Consider the following 15,688-nt stretch of genomic DNA (forward strand, 5'->3'; position numbering starts at 1 on the left):
CGGAGACGTGTGGATAAGTTACAGCTCTTCGCGGATATAGCGGATGCGCTCGTCTTCGTATACCTGGTAGATGTTTTGCAATAATGCTTTTAAATCATCCGATTGTTCGCCCATGCGGATACTCATAATTACTGGCGACACTGCGCGCTGCTCGTCCAGATCCAGATAGCTGACATCCTGGCGGATAAAAGCATGCATACTGCTGGGTACTATCGTCAGGCCTTCACCGGCGGCGACTAAACCGATAGCAATTTGCAGCTCCCGCACTTCAATCACCTTATTCGGCGTTAAGCCGCGATCATAAAACAGCGCCAGGATCTGATCGGCAAAGCTAGGTCGCGGCTGCTTTGGGAACACCAATAAAGGCTGATCAATCAGATCACGCAGCGTCAGCTTCTGGCCTTTTTTGGCCAGTGCATGCGAGGAAGGTAGCGCTACCATTAACGGCTCTTCGCGCAGCAAAATACGCCGGATACTGGGATCCTCGACCCTTAAGCGACCAAAGCCAACATCAATTTTGCCGGCTTTTAATGCTTCAATCTGCTCTGAGGTGGTCATTTCGTGCAGGGTCAGCTCTACGTTGGCATGTTGCTCGCGAAACTGGCGGATAATCCGCGGCAGCAAGCCATACAGCGTAGTGGCAACAAAACCAATCGATAAACTGCGCTCTATTTTGCCAACCCGCTGCGTCATGGTTTTGATTTCAGCACTTTTGGCCAGCAGCCGTTTCGCATGGGTATATAAAAATTTACCGGCTTCGGTCAGCTGCAACGGCCGGCTGCTACGTTCGAATAAGCTGACACCAAGTTCATCTTCTAATTGCTGAATTTGCCGGCTAAGTGGCGGCTGGGCAATAAAAAGCCGCTCTGCCGCCCGGGTAAAATTCTGCTCTTCTGCCACTGCGACAAAATACCGTAAATGCCGAATTTCCATCGTTTATACCTTTTTGGTATGGAGTTGATACCAACATAGTGTTGGAACTGCGATTAACGCCGAAGTATTGTCCGGTTATCCGATTTAACTATACCGAAACGATATGATCAAGGCGATTGAAACAATTCTGATAGATATCCCGACCATCCGGCCACACAAGTTGTCGGTAGCGACGATGAGCACCCAAACCCTGGTACTGGTGCAAATCCAAACTGACGACGGTTACAGCGGCTGGGGCGAAGCGACCACCATCGGCGGCCTGAAATATGGCGACGAAAGCCCGGAAAGCGTAGCGGTGAATATTCGCCAGCATATCGCGCCCTTATTACTGCAGCAAGATGAGCGTCAGGTCGGCGCCCTGATGTACCGCCTGCGCAAAAATATCCGCGGCAACCGTTTTGCCAAATGTGCGCTGGAAACTGCGCTGCTGGATATTCAGGCACAGCGTTTGGGTGTGCCAATGAGCGAACTTTTGGGTGGCCGCCTGCGTGACAGCGTACCGGTGCTCTGGACTCTGGCCAGCGGCGATACCGCCAAGGATATCGATGAAGCGCAGATGATGCTCGACTTGCGCCGCCATAACAGCTTCAAACTGAAAATCGGTTTAAACAACATTCAGCACGACGTTAACCATGTACTGGCAATTAAAAAAACGCTCGGTGCTGACGTCAGTATCCGCGTTGACGTCAACCAGGCCTGGTCTGAACTGCAGGCTACCACCGCGATCCAGCAGTTACAGGATGGTGGTATCGACTTAATTGAGCAGCCACTAAAAGCGGAAAACCGCGCCGGCATGGCACGGCTGGCACAGCGCTTTAGCGTGGCCATTATGGCCGACGAAACCCTAAACGGCCCGCAGGATGCGTGGGAAGTGGCCCGCCTGAATGCCGCTGATGTGTTTGCGGTAAAAATTGCTCAGTCCGGCGGCCTGACCCAGGCCAAAGAGCTTGGCACCATCGCCCGTTTAGCCGGCATTAGCCTGTACGGCGGCACCATGCTGGAGGGCGCTGTTGGCACTATGGCCTCGGCCCAACTGTTCGCCACCTTTGATGAACTGGAATTTGGTACCGAATTGTTCGGCCCGCTGCTGCTAAAGCAGGACATTCTGGCCGAGCCACTGCAATACCGTGATTTTGCGCTGCAACTGCCGACCACACCGGGTCTGGGGCTGGTGCTGGATCTTGACAAAATTGCTGCCTGGCGTCGCCCGGCTTAAGGAGCTTTAGCATGTTATTTCAAGTACGGATGGATGTAAGCATCCCCGCCCATTTAAGCGAAACCGAGGTCAACGACCTTAAAAATCGCGAAAAAGCGCTGGCGCAGCAACTGCAGCAAAGTGGCAAATGGCGCCATCTATGGCGCATTGCCGGCCAGTATGCCAACACCAGTATTTTTGATGTAGCCAGTAACGAAGAGCTGCACAACCTGCTGCTGTCGTTGCCGCTGTATCCCTTTATGCAGATTGAGGTCACACCGCTATGCCGGCATCCGTCCTCGATCCATGACGACGACCGTTAAACCACGCTCTCACTAATAATTTGATACCGACAGGGGACAACACCATGACACATAACGAAATCGACCAGTTAGTAAAAGGCTTTATTATCGACGCCGCCCAATCTGCAGCGAACCCGCGGGTACAGCAAATTGTACTGCGCTTGGTAAGTGACTTATTCAAAGCGATTGAAGATCTGGATCTTAGCGCCAGCGAAGTATGGAAGGGCTTAGAGTTTCTGCAGGAAGCCGGCGGCCGCATGGAGCTGGGCTTAATTGCCCCGGGCATCGGCTTAGATCGCTTCCTCGATATCCGTTTTGACGAAGCCGAAGCGAAGCTTGGTATCACCGGTGGCACGCCACGTACTATCGAAGGTCCGCTGTATGTGGCCGGTGCGCCTGTTACCAAGGGCTTTGCGCGACTGGATGACGGTACTGAGTCTGAGCAAGGCAAGGTGTTGTTTATGCAGGGCACCGTCTATGGCGCCGATGGCAAGCCGCTGCCGAACAGCCAGGTTGAAGTTTGGCATGCCAACCTGCTCGGTAACTACTCATTCTTTGATAAATCGCAGTCTGATTTTAACCTGCGCCGCACCATCATTACTGACGACAACGGCCGTTATCAGTTCCAGAGCATCGTACCTAAAGGCTACGGCTGTCCGCCAAATGGCAGCACCGCCAAATTACTGGGGTTATTAGGCCGTCACGGTCAGCGCCCGGCCCATATCCACTTTTTTGTCAGCGCCGCCGGTCATCGCAAACTGACCACCCAAATCAATATCGACGGCGACGAATACCTGTGGGACGACTTTGCCTTTGCCAGTCGTGAAGGCCTGGTGCCGCCGGTGGTTGAAGTCAGCGATCCGGCTGAACTGGCCAAGCATGGTGTCAGCAAACCGTTCGCCTCAATTGATTTTGACTTCCACTTAAATGCAGAAGTGGCGGCCGCGCCAACGACAGAAGTTGAGCGGCGTCGCGCCCAGGCCTGAGCTTAGGCTTAGTTCGCCAGGAGTTAACTCCTGGTTCTAACCGGGTTCCCTTGGCGCAGCAGTTGGGTAAGCCATAGTAGAGACTGCTGCGCCTTTTTTCAGGCTGTATGAAACTGATTTTGAGGTAACACACCATGTATATGATCGATCCGGACCGGCCGCTAAACGAGCGCACCCTGAACGACTTTTTAATTGAAGATCACGCCAAAGGCGACTACCGGCTGCATCGCAGCGCCTTTACCGACCAGCGTTTATTTGAGCTGGAAATGAAATATATCTTCGAAGGTAACTGGATTTACCTGGCCCATGAAAGCCAGATCCCAGATACCAATGACTACTACAGTACCTATATTGGCCGGCAGCCAATCTTTATTGCCCGCAACCGCGCCGGCGAGCTGAACGCCTTTATTAACGCCTGCAGCCACCGTGGTGCCCAGCTGTGCCGGCATAAAAAAGGCAACAAAGCCACCTTTACCTGTCCGTTTCACGGCTGGACCTTTAATAACAGCGGTAAGCTGTTAAAGGTTAAAGATCCGCTTGATGCCGGTTACTCAGAGTGCTTTAACAAAGAAGGCTCGCACGATCTGAAAAAAGTGGCGCGCTTTGAAAGCTACCGGGGCTTTTTATTCGGCAGTCTGAACCCGGACGTCGCCCCACTGGCGGAGTTTTTGGGCGAAGCAGCGAAAATCATCGATATGATTGTTGATCAATCAGCCGATGGCCTGGAAGTGCTGCGCGGCTCCTCTACCTATACCTTTGATGGTAACTGGAAACTGCAGGCTGAAAATGGCGCCGACGGTTACCACGTTTCTGCCGTGCACTGGAACTATGCGGCGACCACCAACCGCCGCAAAGAAGAAGCGGCCAAGCGTGAAGACAATATCAAAGCGATGGATGCCGGCCGTTGGGGCCAGCAGGGCGGTGGTTTCTATGCCTTTGAACAGGGCCACATGTTGCTGTGGACCAACTGGGCTAACCCGGAGGATCGGCCGAATTTTCCGCGTTATCAGGAATTTGCCGACAAATTTGGTCAGCACACAGCCGATTGGATGATCCAGCGCTCGCGCAACCTGTGTCTGTATCCGAACGTCTACCTGATGGATCAGTTCGGCAGCCAAATCCGTCTGTTACGGCCACTAAGCGTGGATAAAACCGAAGTTACCATCTATTGCATTGCACCTAAAGGCGAAGCGCCAGAGGCCCGCGCCCGCCGCATCCGCCAGTACGAAGATTTCTTTAACGTCAGTGGCATGGCCACTCCGGACGATTTGGAAGAATTCCGCGCCTGTCAGCAGGGTTATGCCGGCAAGGTGATGGAGTGGAACGATATGTGTCGCGGTGCCACGCACTGGATCCAGGGCGCGGATCAGGCCGCACAGGAAATTGGTTTAAAGCCGGTGATGAGTGGCCTGAAAACCGAAGATGAAGGCTTATACACAGTACAGCACAGCTACTGGTTAAAAGTAATGCAAGACGCTCTGGCCAAAGAAGGAGGCAAAGTATGAATAAGCTGAGTAATAGCGCGGTTGATTATCAGCAACTTTGTGCCTTTTTATACCGCGAGGCGCGTCTGCTTGATGACGAACAATGGGATGACTGGCTGCAGTGTTATCACGATGAGGCGCAGTTCTGGATGCCTTCCTGGGATGACGACGACAAACTGGTTACCGATCCGCAGACCGAAATTTCGCTGATCTATTATCCAAACCGCGCCGGTTTGGAAGATCGGGTGTTCCGAATCAAAACCGAACGTTCCAGCGCTACCATGCCGGATACCCGCACCAGCCATAACCTGAGCAATATCGAAGTGGTAGCGCAGCAGGGCGATTTCGTCACGGTGCGTTTTAACTGGCACACCCTGAGTCATCGCTACAAAACCACGTTCAGCCACTTTGGCATGTCGCGTTATGTGATTGATTTTAGTGGCGACAGCCCGAAAATCCGCGACAAGTATGTGGTGCTGAAAAACGATTATATCCATCAGGTTATTGATATTTATCATATTTAATTGCCGGGGAGCCTGCTATGACCTTTCGTATTGCCTTACAGTTTGAAGACGGTGTCACCCGCTTTATCGACTGCAAAAACGGCGAGCTGCTATCCGATGCTGCTTACCGCCAGAAAATTAATATTCCGCTGGACTGCCGTGACGGCGCCTGCGGTACCTGCCGCGGCTTTTGTGAGTCGGGCAAGTACGAGATGCCGCCTGAGCTGTATATCGAAGATGCGCTAACCCCGGAAGAAGCCGCACAAGGCTATATTCTGGGCTGTCAGATGCGGCCTAAGTCTGATTGCGTGGTGCAAATTCCGGCTTCGTCGACCAGCTGTAAAACCGGCATGGCCGAATTCGCCGGCACCCTGACGGCGCTTAGCCAGCCGAGCGATTCAACCATTTGCTTTACTATCGCGCCAGAGCAACCTGCTGCGCTAAGTTTTCTCGCCGGGCAATACGTTAAGGTCGCCGTACCGGGCACCCAGGATAGCCGTGCCTATTCGTTTAGCTCCGGCCCGGGGCAGGATAGCGTCAGCTTTATCGTACGTAATGTCCCGGGCGGCCTGATGAGCAGCTTTTTAACTGACAGTGCGAAAGTTGGCCAGGCCATGAGCTTTAGCGGCCCTTACGGCAGCTTTTATCTGCGACCAGTACAACGGCCGGTACTGATGCTGGCTGGCGGTACCGGCATTGCGCCCTTTATGGCGATGCTGGATGTGCTGGCGCAAACCGGCAGTGCTTATCCGGTCAACCTGGTATTTGGCGTAACCCATGATCAGGATTTAGTTGAGCTGGACAAACTAGATGCTTTTAAAGCCACGCATAGCTGGTTTGACTATCGCACTGTGGTGGCCAGCGACGCCAGTCAGCACCCGCGCAAGGGCTATGTTACGGCGCATATTGACGACACCTGGCTCAATCAGGGCGATGTCGATATCTATCTGTGCGGCCCGGTGGCGATGGTGGATGCGGTACGCAACTGGCTGAATACCGCACAAATCACCCCGGTAAGTTTCCACTACGAGAAATTCTCGGCCAGTGTCGGAGCTTAAGATGAACGCACGCTTTTTAAATAAAGTCGTCCTGGTTACCGGCGCAGCCCAGGGCATCGGCCGAGGTGTCGCCGAAGCGCTGGCACAGGAAGCCGCCAAGCTGGTATTGGTTGACCGCGCCAGCTTTTTGCCGGAGGTGGCCGCGGAAATTAAAGCCGCAACCGGCCTGGCTGACAGCGATGTTCTGACCGTGGAAGCTGATCTGGAAAGCTGGAGCGGTGCCGAGCAAATGGTGCAGGCGGCGCTGAAACAGTTTGGCCGCATTGATGTATTGATCAATAACGTTGGCGGCACCATCTGGGCCAAGCCATATCAGCACTATCAGCCGGATGAAATTGAAGCGGAAATCCGCCGCTCCTTAATGCCGACCTTATGGAGTTGTCGTGCAGTATTGCCAACGATGCTGGCGCAGCAAGGCGGGGCCATCGTTAACGTGTCATCAATTGCCACCCGCGGTATTAACCGCATTCCCTATTCGGCTGCCAAAGGCGGGGTTAATGCGTTAACCGCCAGTCTGGCATTTGAGCATGCGGCGGATGGCATCCGGGTCAATGCGGTCGCCACCGGCGGCACTGAAGCACCGCCGCGCAAAGTGCCGCGCAACCCCAAGCCACTGAGTGCCGACGAGCAGACCTGGTATCAGCAAATTGTCGATCAGACCATCGAATCGAGCCTGATGAAGCGCTACGGCAGCATTAACGAGCAGGTGCAGGCGATTTTATTCCTGGCCTCGGAGCAGGCCTCTTACATTACCGGCACTGTCTTGCCGGTCGGTGGCGGCGATCAGGGCTAAGCGGCAAACAGGGCGAACCAGCGCCGATAACTCTTTAACTTAAGCTTTGCCAGTTGCTGGCACAGTGAAGCAGGTGATCAGATGATAGATAAAACTGTGGCAACCGCCGCTGACGCGGTGGCGCAAATTTACGATGGCGCAACGGTGATGATTGGCGGCTTTGGCAGCGCCGGCCAGCCGGCTGAGCTGATTGATGCCTTAATCGCTCAGGGCGCGCGGGAGCTTACCATTGTTAATAACAACGCCGGTAACGGCGACACCGGGCTGGCGGCACTGTTAAAAGCCCGCCGGGTGAAAAAGATTATCTGCTCTTTTCCGCGTCAGTCCGACTCCTATGAGTTCGATGCGCTGTACCGTGCCGGCGAGATAGAGCTGGAATTAGTGCCACAGGGCAACCTGGCTTGCCGGATTCAGGCCGCAGGTTCAGGCCTTGGTGCAGTGTTTACCCCTACCGGCTACGGCACCTTGCTGGCCGAAGGCAAAGAAACCCGCGAAATCAATGGTAAACACTATGTGCTGGAATACCCGATCAGTGCCGACTTTGCGCTAATTAAAGCACAACAGGGCGATCGCTGGGGCAACCTGGTGTACCGTAAAACCGCGCGTAATTTCGGCCCCATTATGGCCGCCGCGGCTAAGGTCACCATTGCTCAGGTTAGCGAAATTGTGCCGCTGGGCGCGCTGGATCCGGAGCAGGTGGTAACGCCCGGCATCTTTGTTCAACAACTGGTTGCAGTATAAGGAGCCGCATGATGACCTATCAGCCATTAAGCCGTGATCAACTGGCGGCGCGGGTTGCCCGCGATATTCCGGAAGGTAGCTATGTTAACCTCGGTATCGGCTTACCAACGCGGATTGCCAACTTTCTCGATCCGGAAAAAGAAATCTTTTTACACAGCGAAAACGGCCTGCTGGGCATGGGTCCGGCACCGGCGCCGGGCGAAGAAGATCCGGAGCTGATTAACGCCGGCAAGGAGTTTGTTACCTTGCTAACCGGTGGTTGTTATTTCCATCATGGCGATTCCTTTACCATGATGCGCGGCGGCCATATCGATATTTGCGTACTCGGTGCCTTTCAAATCGCCGCCAATGGCGATCTGGCCAACTGGCATACCGGTGCTGCTGATGCCATTCCGGCTGTCGGCGGTGCCATGGATTTAGCCGTGGGCGCGCGCAAAGTCTTTGTTACTACCGATCATGTCACCAAAAAAGGCGAGCCGAAAATTGTTGAGCGCTCCAGCTATCCGCTGACCGGCGTCGGCTGTGTCGATCGCATTTACACCGATCTGGCGGTGATTGATGTGACACCACAGGGCCTGCTGGTACAGGAAATGGTACCGGGTATTACCCGTGAGCAGTTGCAGGCGATGACCGCTGCACCGCTGCAATTTTCCGCTAACTGTCAGTAAGCCCTAGGAGCTAACGATGAGTGAAGTCTATATTTGTGATGCCATCCGTACGCCCTTTGGCCGTTTTGGTGGTGCCTTAGCTGCCGTACGCGCCGATGATCTGGCCGCGGTACCGATTAAAGCCTTAATGGCCCGCCAGCCGCAGGTTAACTGGCAGGCGGTGGATGATGTGGTCTATGGCTGCGCCAATCAGGCCGGCGAAGATAACCGCAACGTAGCGCGAATGGCAGCCTTACTGGCCGGCTTGCCGGTCGAAGTGCCGGGTACTACCGTTAACCGGCTCTGTGGCTCCAGCCTGGATGCCCTTGCTATTGCGGCCCGCGCTATAAAAAGTGGCGAGCAGCAATTACTGATTGCCGGTGGCGTGGAAAGTATGTCGCGGGCGCCCTTTGTGATGGGTAAGGCTGACAGCGCTTTTTCGCGCAATCAAAAAATTGAAGACACCACCATCGGCTGGCGCTTTATCAATCCGCTAATGGCAGAGTTGCATGGTGTCGATGCGATGCCCGCCACCGCCGAAAATGTTGCCGAAGATTTTAATATCAACCGCGCCGATCAGGACGCTTTTGCACTGCGCAGCCAACAGCGCGCCGCCGCAGCAAAACATGCCGGTATTCTGGCGGCAGAAATTACGCCGGTATTGATCCCACAGCGTAAAGGCGAGCCGTTAGTCATAAGCGAAGACGAACACCTGCGCCCGGATACCACCCTGGCGGCGTTACAAAAGTTAAAGCCGGTAGTCAAAGCCAGCGGCACGGTCACGGCTGGCAATGCTTCCGGCGTCAACGATGGTGCCTGTGCACTGTTACTGGCCTCGGCAGCGGCTGTCAAAGCGCAGCAACTGAGGCCGCGCGCCCGTATTTTAGGTACTGCCGTCGCCGGCGTCGCGCCACGGATTATGGGCTTCGGCCCGGCACCGGCAGTAAAAAAGGTGCTGGCGTTAACCGGGCTTGCTCTGCAGCAAATGGATGTCATTGAGCTAAACGAAGCCTTTGCCGCGCAGGCACTGGCAGTTACCCGCGATCTGGGTCTGGCCGATGATGACGCCAGAGTCAACCCTAATGGCGGCGCTATTGCGCTCGGTCATCCACTGGGCGCATCCGGCGCGCGGCTGGTCATCAGCGCTTTACAGCAGCTGGAACGTAGCGGTGGTCGTTATGGTTTATGCACCATGTGTATCGGCGTCGGTCAGGGCATCGCCATGATTATCGAACGGCTGGAGGCAGCAGATGTTCGTTAAAACCGACGATAGGGTGCAACTTTACTATCAAACTGCCGGTGATCCGGCCAATCCGGCGCTGCTGCTATCCAACTCGCTGGGTACCCGCTGGCAAATGTGGCAGCCGCAACTGGCGGCTCTGACCAAACACTTTTATCTGATTAGCTACGACAGCCGCGGGCACGGCGAGTCGGATAAACCCGCCGGTCCTTACAGCCTGACCCGGCTGGGGCAGGACGCACTATGCGTTTTGGGCGCGCTTGGCATTAAAAAGGCGCATTTTTGCGGTATTTCGATGGGCGGCTTAACCGGGCTATGGTTGGCAGTCTATGCGCCGGAGCGGTTTTTAAAGATCGTCGTAGCTAATACCGCGGCGAAAATCGGCACAAAAGAAGGCTGGCAGAGCAGGGCAGCAGCGGTGCGTGAACAAGGCCTGGCAGAGCTTGCAACATCAGCGCCGCAGCGCTGGTTTACCCCGGGCTTTATTCGCAAGCATGCCGCTTTAGTTGAGCAGTTAACGGATACCTTAGCCGAGCAAGATAAGGAGGGTTATGCCGCCTGCTGTGACGCCCTGGCCGAGGCAGATTTACGCGCGGATCTGTCACGGATCCAGTTGCCGTTGTTGGTGATTGCCGGCAGCGCCGATCCGGTAACCACAGTGGCAGACGCCGAGGCGATTGTACAGGCTTGCCCCAGTGCCAGCCTGGTGTCGTTAAAAGCCTCGCATATCTCCAATCTGGAACAACCCGCAGCCTTTAACCGGGCGCTAAGTCAGTTTTTGCGGGCTTAACCTTTCTTTACAACTGCAGCGGACAGGGTTGTGTGCTGCAGCTTTACTTTTTCAGACGTTCAAAATGCTACTTTAAAAAGTGATGAGTGCACTTTTACCACTGTATAAGTTTCATCGCTGTCTGCCAGAACATTTGAACCGAACCGCCAGGCTGCTACCAGCCGATATTGCACGCAAAGACGCCGTGAACCCATCCGTGGGGGCTCCTCTTTCGCATCCATGCGAAAGACGCTTTGCTTAGCAATATCGGCTCGCTGCCTGGCTGCAAAGGCGCTACTTGCGACACCATTTGAGAGTTTCCCCGGAGTTGGATTTAGCTCACTGAAGTTTTTCGCTGCCTGACAGAGCATCTGAATCGAACCGCCAGGCTGCTACCAGCCGATATTGCACACAAAGACGCCGTAAATACATCCCTGTAGGCTCCTGTCCGGCATCCATGCCGTACACGCTTTGTTTAGCAATATCGGCTCGCTGCCTGGCTACAAAGGTGTTACTTGCAACATCAGTCGAAAAACTTTCTCATAGTTCTATATAGCTCAGTTGGTTTTTTTACTTTCTGTAAGTATATTTTAAGTCAACCTCGATGTTGTTAATAACCAGCCAATCCGGCTGAAGCGAGCAGGCAGATGCTATAGTCATAATGCCCAAGAACGCTTGGCAGTATGATATTGAACGAGGTGGTAAGCATTCCGTGCACTTTGTAAGGGAATGTATTTTTCAGGGATGAAAAATGCAAGCGTACAGGGATGTATCCACAGCGTGTCCCGTCAAAGTTGCACGGTGTGCTTGCCGCCGGATGCGCTTATCCAGACGCTTTAAGGTAGTTTTTTGCAGCAAGCCCCGCCTGTTTTTCAAGCATATCCAAACCCGAATAGCAATAGTTTTCCATACTTTCTCGGTATAGTGACATACTGATTCGGTGTTGGATTATCACGCTATAAGCAGCGTATCTTCTGGTTAATGGTGAAAAATACACCATACCGATAGGGTTGCCTCGCCAGCCTATCCATCAACAGGAAGATAGAGAGAACACCGCAATGCCAAACACAACAATACACCCTGCCGGCAGTAACCGGCCCGACAACAGGCTCGATGTCAACCAAACCATCGACAACGCCCGCTTTAACCGCTTTCACTGGCGGGTACTGCTACTCTGTGCACTGATTATTATCTTCGACGGCTACGATCTGGTGATATACGGTGTCGTGCTGCCGGTACTGATGCAGGAATGGCAACTTACCCCAATGCAAGCCGGTGCCCTTGGCAGCTACGCATTGTTTGGCATGATGTTCGGCGCACTGTTTTTTGGTCCGCTGGCCGACAAAATTGGCCGCAAAAAAGCCATCGCCATCTGTGTGGTGCTATTTAGCGGCTTTACCTTTTTAAACGGCTTTGCCCGTGATGTGACTGAATTCGCCATTTGCCGCTTTATTGCTGGTTTAGGTATTGGCGGCGTGATGCCCAATGTGGTGGCGCTGATGAACGAATATGCGCCGAAGAAAATCCGCAGCACCCTGGTTGCTATTATGTTTAGCGGCTATTCGGTTGGTGGTATGTTGTCGGCTGGCCTCGGCATTTGGCTTTTGCCCAACTTTGGCTGGGAAGTTATGTTCTATCTTGCCGGCATTCCGCTGTTATTACTGCCGTTGATTATGCTGTCACTGCCTGAGTCGGTTGGCTTTTTAATTAAACGCGGCCGTCATAGCGAAGCGCGGCAAATGCTGCAAAAGGTAGAGCCGGCGTTGTCATTAACCACGCAATCCGAATTGCTTTTGGCCGACAATAAACCTGCTGGTAAACCGGTTAAAGAGCTATTTACCGACGGTCGTGCGCTGGGCACCCTGATGCTGTGGCTGGCGTTTTTCTGCTGCTTGCTGATGGTGTATGCGCTGGGTTCCTGGTTACCGAAGTTAATGGCCAATGCCGGCTATAGTCTGGGCTCCAGTTTAGCATTCCTGCTGGTACTGAATTTTGGTGCCATCTTTGGTGCGGTCGGTGGCGGTGTACTGGGTGATAAACTAAATCTACCCAAGGTATTGGCGGTGTTTTTTGCTATTGCCGCGGTGTCTATTACCTTACTTGGCTTTAAACCACCGATGGTTGTGCTGTATTCACTGATTGCCATTGCCGGCGCCACCACCATTGGCAGTCAGATCCTGCTGTATGCCTGTGCCGCACAGTTCTATAACCTGAATATCCGTTCCACCGGTCTTGGCTGGGCGTCGGGAATTGGCCGTAACGGCGCCATAGTGGGTCCCTTGCTGGGCGGCTCTTTGCTGGCGATTAGCCTGCCATTGCAACTGAACTTTATGGCCTTTGCCGTACCCGGCGTGATTGCATCTGTGGCGATGTCGGTGTTTGTATTAAGCCAGCGCAGGGGCAAGGCAGCACCGGCTTTTGTCTTACAAAAACAACGGGTATAAGCAATGCGAACTCTACTGCGGGATAGCTCAGTATCAGCGTTGGTGGCCGGTTTAATTGCGACCTTGATTTCCTATGCCGGCCCTTTGTTGATTATTTTTCAGGTTGCCGCTGTGGCGGAGTTACCCGCAGCCCTGCTGAGCTCTTGGATCTGGGCCATCTCGATTGGCAGTGGTGTACTGGGCATTGCCCTCAGTTATTACTACAAGGTGCCGGTGATTATCGCCTGGTCGGCGCCCGGCTCAGCGCTGCTATTAACACTGTTACCGGGATTAAGTTATGCCGAAGCCGTTGGCGCTTATCTGATGACCGCGTTGTTGCTACTGCTGCTGGGGCTAACCGGTGCCTTTGACCGGCTGCTAAAGCTGTTACCGCCGGCCATTACGGCAGCTATGTTGTGTGGCATCTTACTGCAGTTTGGCATGGCGGTATTTGGGGTATTGCCGCAAAACCCGCTACTGGTCTTGTTAATGTTACTGGCTTATCTGCTGGGGCGGCGCTTTTTACCGCGTTACGCCATCGTGCTGGTATTACTGACCGGGCTAACCATAGCATTGTGGCAGGGGCAGGTCGATACCAAGCTGATCAGCTGGCAGTTAGCCACAGTGGTGTGGACTACGCCGGTATTTAGCCTGCAGGCTTTGCTTAATGTGTCGGTGCCGCTATTGCTGGTGGCACTAAGCGGCCAGTTTATGCCGGGTATGGCAGTGCTACGACAAGCCGGTTACCCACTGGCCGCCAGCCCTCTGTTAACCCACAGTGCGCTGGGCAGTGCAGCGCTGGCGCCCTTTGGTTGTCATGGTTTAAACCTGGCCGCCATTACTGCGGCGATCTGCACTGGCAAAGATGCGCATCCGGATCCTGCCAGGCGCTATATCGCTGGTATCAGTGGTGGTGTGGCGTATCTGCTGCTGGGGATCTTTGGCGGCACCCTGGTGGCACTGTTTAGTGCTTTTCCCAGGGCTTTTATTGCGGCCTTAGCGGGGCTGGCGCTGTTTGGTGCTATTGCCGGCGCCTTGCACTCTGCCATGGCAGAGCCCAAAACCCGCGAAGCCGCCCTGATTACCTTGCTACTTACCAGCTCGGGCGTCAGCTTATTCGGTCTGGCTGCCGCCTTTTGGGGCCTAACCGCCGGCTTACTGACCCATGTTGTACTTACTTATAAACAGAACGAACTAACACCCTAATACTTTTTCGACAGGATTTTTTATGCGCAATGATATGTGTGGCGGCTTCGTGCTGCCTGAATTTAGCAAAACAAACCGCTCTAAAGCAGCTAAGTCTTTATCTTATATCGTTTTTAGTCTTGCAGCTGTTATTGCCAATGCCGCACAGGCTGACGGGGAAATCACCCCACTGTGGCAGGATAGCAAGCTTGATTTACAGCTAAGAAACTACTATTTCTCGCGTGAGTTTAGCGATCTTAAAAGTCCGGGGCCACGGCGCACAGCCGAATGGGCACAAGGCGCGGTGGCAAGCTTTAAATCCGGCTATAGTGCGACGCCGCTGCAAGTCGGTTTTGATTTGCATGCCTTCGCCGGCGTTAAGCTCGACAGCAGCCGCAGCAAAATCAATAGCGGTTTACTGGCATTGGACGACGATGGCACTGCCGCCGACAGCTACGGCCGGCTGGCCGGTACGCTAAAACTAAAGGCCGGCGGCACTGAGTTAAGAGTAGGGGAGTTGCTGCCGAATTTGCCGGTATTAACCTATAGCGATATCCGGTTATTACCGCCAACCTATCAGGGCGCCAGTTTGCATTCTGTGCTGAGCAGCAAGCTAACATTACAGGCTGGCTATCTGGAAAGTACTAGTCTGCGAAACCGCGCCGGGCGCGATAAATTACAGGCTATGCTGGGGCATGTGCCGCAGCGCCAGGTCAGCAGCGACAGCTTTCGCTATCTTGGCGCTGATTATCAGTTAACGGCGAACAGCCAGTGGCGGCTTTGGTATGCGCAGCTGGAAGATCTCTATCAGCAAGCCTATCTTAACTGGCAGCAGCAAATTGCACTGAATCAGCAGTTGCAGTTTAAAGCCAATCTTGGGGTGTTTTCGGCGCAGGAGCATGGCCGTGCACTATTAAACCAGCTGGATAACCAGGCCTTTTACGCGCTGTTTTCGCTAAAGCAGGGCGCACATACCGGCTATATGGGTTATCAGCAAATGCGCGGCGACAGCGCCTTCCCTCGGGTATTTGCCAATGTCAGTATTCTGGGTAACGAAGTACCAACTTTTGAATTTGCCTCGGCCGGCGAAAAATCCTGGCAACTGCGTTACGACACCGACTTTGGCCACTTTGGCATACCGGGTTTAAGCAGCACCCTGCGCTATATTAAAAGTCATGGCGCCCGGGTGGGAACGGTAACTGATGGCGAGGCCTTTGAACGCGATCTCGATCTGGCTTACAGCGTGCAGCAAGGCGCATTAAAAGGCTTAAGCTTGCGGCTACGCAATGTCACGGCGCGCGCCAATTACCGCACCGATATCGACGAAAACCGCATTATTGTGCAGTACAACCTGACGTTTAACTAAGGCATAGTGATACCCGCAAAGCGTGCGCCCGCCAACTAACAAAGTTATCCACAGCACTCCGGT

Annotated in this window: 15 protein-coding genes; 14 read left to right on the forward strand and 1 reads right to left on the reverse strand. The window is 53.9% G+C overall.

Annotation, left to right across the window (positions count from 1 at the left end):
• Window positions 1-18: 18 nt before the first annotated feature.
• On the reverse strand, window positions 19-933 hold the full coding sequence (locus AAY72_RS04670; RefSeq protein WP_057785777.1) for a LysR family transcriptional regulator: 915 nt from the start codon (window positions 931-933) through the stop codon (window positions 19-21).
• A 103-nt stretch (window positions 934-1,036) separates the two neighbouring features.
• Here AAY72_RS04670 and AAY72_RS04675 point away from each other — a divergent pair, with 103 nt between their 5' ends.
• From AAY72_RS04675 to AAY72_RS04745, 14 genes are all read left to right on the forward strand, one after another.
• On the forward strand, window positions 1,037-2,149 hold the full coding sequence (locus AAY72_RS04675) for a muconate/chloromuconate family cycloisomerase (protein WP_057785778.1): 1,113 nt from the start codon (window positions 1,037-1,039) through the stop codon (window positions 2,147-2,149).
• A gap of 11 nt (window positions 2,150-2,160) precedes the next feature.
• Window positions 2,161-2,451: a muconolactone Delta-isomerase gene (gene catC / locus AAY72_RS04680; RefSeq protein ID WP_008949537.1), complete on the forward strand. Its 291-nt coding sequence runs from the start codon at window positions 2,161-2,163 to the stop codon at window positions 2,449-2,451.
• A 44-nt stretch (window positions 2,452-2,495) separates the two neighbouring features.
• Window positions 2,496-3,416 (forward strand): catechol 1,2-dioxygenase, encoded by a 921-nt coding sequence (gene catA / locus AAY72_RS04685; protein WP_057785779.1) that lies wholly within the window; start codon window positions 2,496-2,498, stop codon window positions 3,414-3,416.
• Window positions 3,417-3,550: 134 nt separating this feature from the next.
• A complete protein-coding gene (gene benA, locus AAY72_RS04690; RefSeq protein ID WP_057785780.1) occupies window positions 3,551-4,921 on the forward strand; it encodes a benzoate 1,2-dioxygenase large subunit in 1,371 nt (456 codons plus the stop codon).
• A complete protein-coding gene (gene benB / locus AAY72_RS04695; protein ID WP_057785781.1) occupies window positions 4,918-5,424 on the forward strand; it encodes a benzoate 1,2-dioxygenase small subunit in 507 nt (168 codons plus the stop codon). The genes benA and benB overlap by 4 nt, the downstream gene beginning before the upstream one ends.
• Before the next feature lie 17 nt (window positions 5,425-5,441).
• Window positions 5,442-6,461 (forward strand): benzoate 1,2-dioxygenase electron transfer component BenC, encoded by a 1,020-nt coding sequence (gene benC / locus AAY72_RS04700; RefSeq protein ID WP_008983203.1) that lies wholly within the window; start codon window positions 5,442-5,444, stop codon window positions 6,459-6,461.
• Between the two features lies 1 nt (window position 6,462).
• A complete protein-coding gene (gene benD, locus AAY72_RS04705) occupies window positions 6,463-7,254 on the forward strand; it encodes a benzoate diol dehydrogenase BenD (RefSeq protein WP_057785782.1) in 792 nt (263 codons plus the stop codon).
• Between the two features lie 81 nt (window positions 7,255-7,335).
• Complete coding sequence (locus AAY72_RS04710; protein ID WP_057785783.1) at window positions 7,336-7,995, forward strand: 3-oxoacid CoA-transferase subunit A; 660 nt, start codon at window positions 7,336-7,338, stop codon at window positions 7,993-7,995.
• A gap of 8 nt (window positions 7,996-8,003) precedes the next feature.
• Complete coding sequence (locus AAY72_RS04715) at window positions 8,004-8,663, forward strand: 3-oxoacid CoA-transferase subunit B (RefSeq protein WP_304439237.1); 660 nt, start codon at window positions 8,004-8,006, stop codon at window positions 8,661-8,663.
• Between the two features lie 16 nt (window positions 8,664-8,679).
• Window positions 8,680-9,903 (forward strand): 3-oxoadipyl-CoA thiolase, encoded by a 1,224-nt coding sequence (gene pcaF / locus AAY72_RS04720; protein ID WP_057785785.1) that lies wholly within the window; start codon window positions 8,680-8,682, stop codon window positions 9,901-9,903.
• A complete protein-coding gene (pcaD, locus tag AAY72_RS04725) occupies window positions 9,893-10,672 on the forward strand; it encodes a 3-oxoadipate enol-lactonase (RefSeq protein ID WP_057785786.1) in 780 nt (259 codons plus the stop codon). The genes pcaF and pcaD overlap by 11 nt, the downstream gene beginning before the upstream one ends.
• A 1,037-nt stretch (window positions 10,673-11,709) precedes the next feature.
• Window positions 11,710-13,095, forward strand: coding sequence for an MFS transporter (locus tag AAY72_RS04735; RefSeq protein ID WP_057785787.1), 1,386 nt, complete (start codon window positions 11,710-11,712; stop codon window positions 13,093-13,095).
• Between the two features lie 3 nt (window positions 13,096-13,098).
• Window positions 13,099-14,280, forward strand: a complete 1,182-nt coding sequence (locus AAY72_RS04740; protein WP_008983210.1) for a benzoate/H(+) symporter BenE family transporter — start codon at window positions 13,099-13,101, stop codon at window positions 14,278-14,280.
• Window positions 14,281-14,302: 22 nt separating this feature from the next.
• Entirely contained in the window at window positions 14,303-15,625 is a 1,323-nt protein-coding gene (locus AAY72_RS04745) for an OprD family porin (RefSeq protein ID WP_057785788.1), read from the forward strand.
• Window positions 15,626-15,688: the final 63 nt, after the last annotated feature.

This window comes from Alishewanella sp. WH16-1 (assembly GCF_001441695.1).
Taxonomy (GTDB): Bacteria; Pseudomonadota; Gammaproteobacteria; order Enterobacterales; family Alteromonadaceae; genus Alishewanella; species Alishewanella agri.